The sequence below is a fragment of the Actinoplanes palleronii genome (assembly GCF_016862315.1).
Classification (GTDB): domain Bacteria; phylum Actinomycetota; class Actinomycetes; order Mycobacteriales; family Micromonosporaceae; genus Actinoplanes; species Actinoplanes palleronii.
Map to the genome: position 1 here is coordinate 1 of NZ_BOMS01000145.1, position 1,245 is coordinate 1,245.

2 protein-coding genes are annotated in these 1,245 nt (G+C 72.1%); one reads left to right on the top strand and one right to left on the bottom strand.

Annotation, left to right across the window (positions count from 1 at the left end; genetic code table 11):
- Nucleotides 1–118 precede the first annotated feature (118 nt).
- Complete coding sequence (locus Apa02nite_RS42460) at nucleotides 119–478, bottom strand: DUF4267 domain-containing protein (RefSeq protein WP_239164947.1); 360 nt, start codon at nucleotides 476–478, stop codon at nucleotides 119–121.
- A gap of 97 nt (nucleotides 479–575) precedes the next feature.
- Between Apa02nite_RS42460 and Apa02nite_RS42465 the strand changes: the two genes are divergently transcribed.
- A complete protein-coding gene (locus tag Apa02nite_RS42465; RefSeq protein WP_203830144.1) occupies nucleotides 576–1,136 on the top strand; it encodes a TetR/AcrR family transcriptional regulator in 561 nt (186 codons plus the stop codon).
- Nucleotides 1,137–1,245: the final 109 nt, after the last annotated feature.

Below are 1,245 nucleotides of genomic sequence, written 5' to 3' on the forward strand. Positions count from 1 at the left end.
GCCTGGTCGTGCCGGTCCGTGAGCTGAGGTGCTCCGGCGCCTGGTCGTGCCGGTCCGTGAGCTGAGGTGCTCCGGCGCCTGGTCGTGCCGGGTCGCGAGCAGCAGGGCCCGCGTCCGGTCAGAGGGCGAACAGCAGGGCGGCGCTGATCAGCACGGTGACCGCGGTGGCGAAGTGGATGCCGAACGCGACCGCCTTCGTGCCGCCGTTGCGCAGCACGATCACCGTGTCACCGAGCGGGGCGAGCGTCACCACGAGCATGAACCAGGCCGACGCCGTGGCGCCCCCGAAGGCGAGCAGGGCCAGGCCGACCAGGCCGTAGGTGAGGTCGCGGACGCCCTTGACGCTCAGGTACGCGCCGGCCGGGGCGGGCACGCCGTAGCCGGCCGCGGCGGGTTCCGGCTGCAGCAGGAATCGGACGCCGATGAAGATGATGAACAGGTCGAGGACGATGGCCAGGCCGTACGCGAAAGGGGTCATGATTGTGATCTTCTTTCGGTGGAATCTAGCGTTGCTAGCTGTGCTGCCGACGCTAACATAGCGACGGCAGACTTGCTAGCGGTGCTAGGATCGGGGCATGAGCGGGCAGGAACGCAGGGAGCGCGAACGCGCGATCCGGGAGCAGCTGATCGTCACCGTGGCCCGGGAGCTGGCCGAGGCGGAGGGCTGGGAGGCGGTGACCACCCGGCGGCTGGCCGAGCGGGTGGAATACAGCCAGCCGGTGCTCTACAGCCATTTCAAGAACAAGGACGCGATCATGGCGGCGGTCGCCGTCGAGGGGTTCGCCGAGCTGGCCGCGCAGATGCGGCGCGCCCGGGCCACCGCCGAGGATCCGCGGCAGGCGATCGCGGAGGCCTATCTGGCGTTCGCGGCCGCGCGGCCCGCCCTCTACGACGCGATGTTCAGCCAGGCGGTGAGCCTGCCGTTCGCCACACCGGAGGCGCCGGCCGCGCTGCACGCCGGCTTCGACGAGTTGCGCGTCGTCGTGCGCCCGGTGCCGGCCGGCGTGGACGAGGGGCTGCTGACCGAGGTGCTCTGGGCCGGCCTGCACGGCCTGGTGACGCTGACCCGCGGCGGACGGCTACCGGCCGGGGAGCAGGAGCGACGCCTGGCGCTGCTGCTGAGCCTGCTGCCCTGACGGCCGGCTGCTGGGCGCCGGGTTTGCTGCCCTGACGGCCGGCCGCGGGGCGCTGGGCGTGCTGCCGTGACGGCTGGCCGTCGGGCGCTGGGTTTGCTGTCTAAAGGGC

Coding starts and splice junctions, on each gene's coding strand:
- Apa02nite_RS42460 (WP_239164947.1), bottom strand. CDS start 478: ATGACCCCTTTCGCGTACGGCCTGGCCATCGTCCTCGACCTGTTCATC.
- Apa02nite_RS42465 (WP_203830144.1), top strand. CDS start 576: ATGAGCGGGCAGGAACGCAGGGAGCGCGAACGCGCGATCCGGGAGCAG.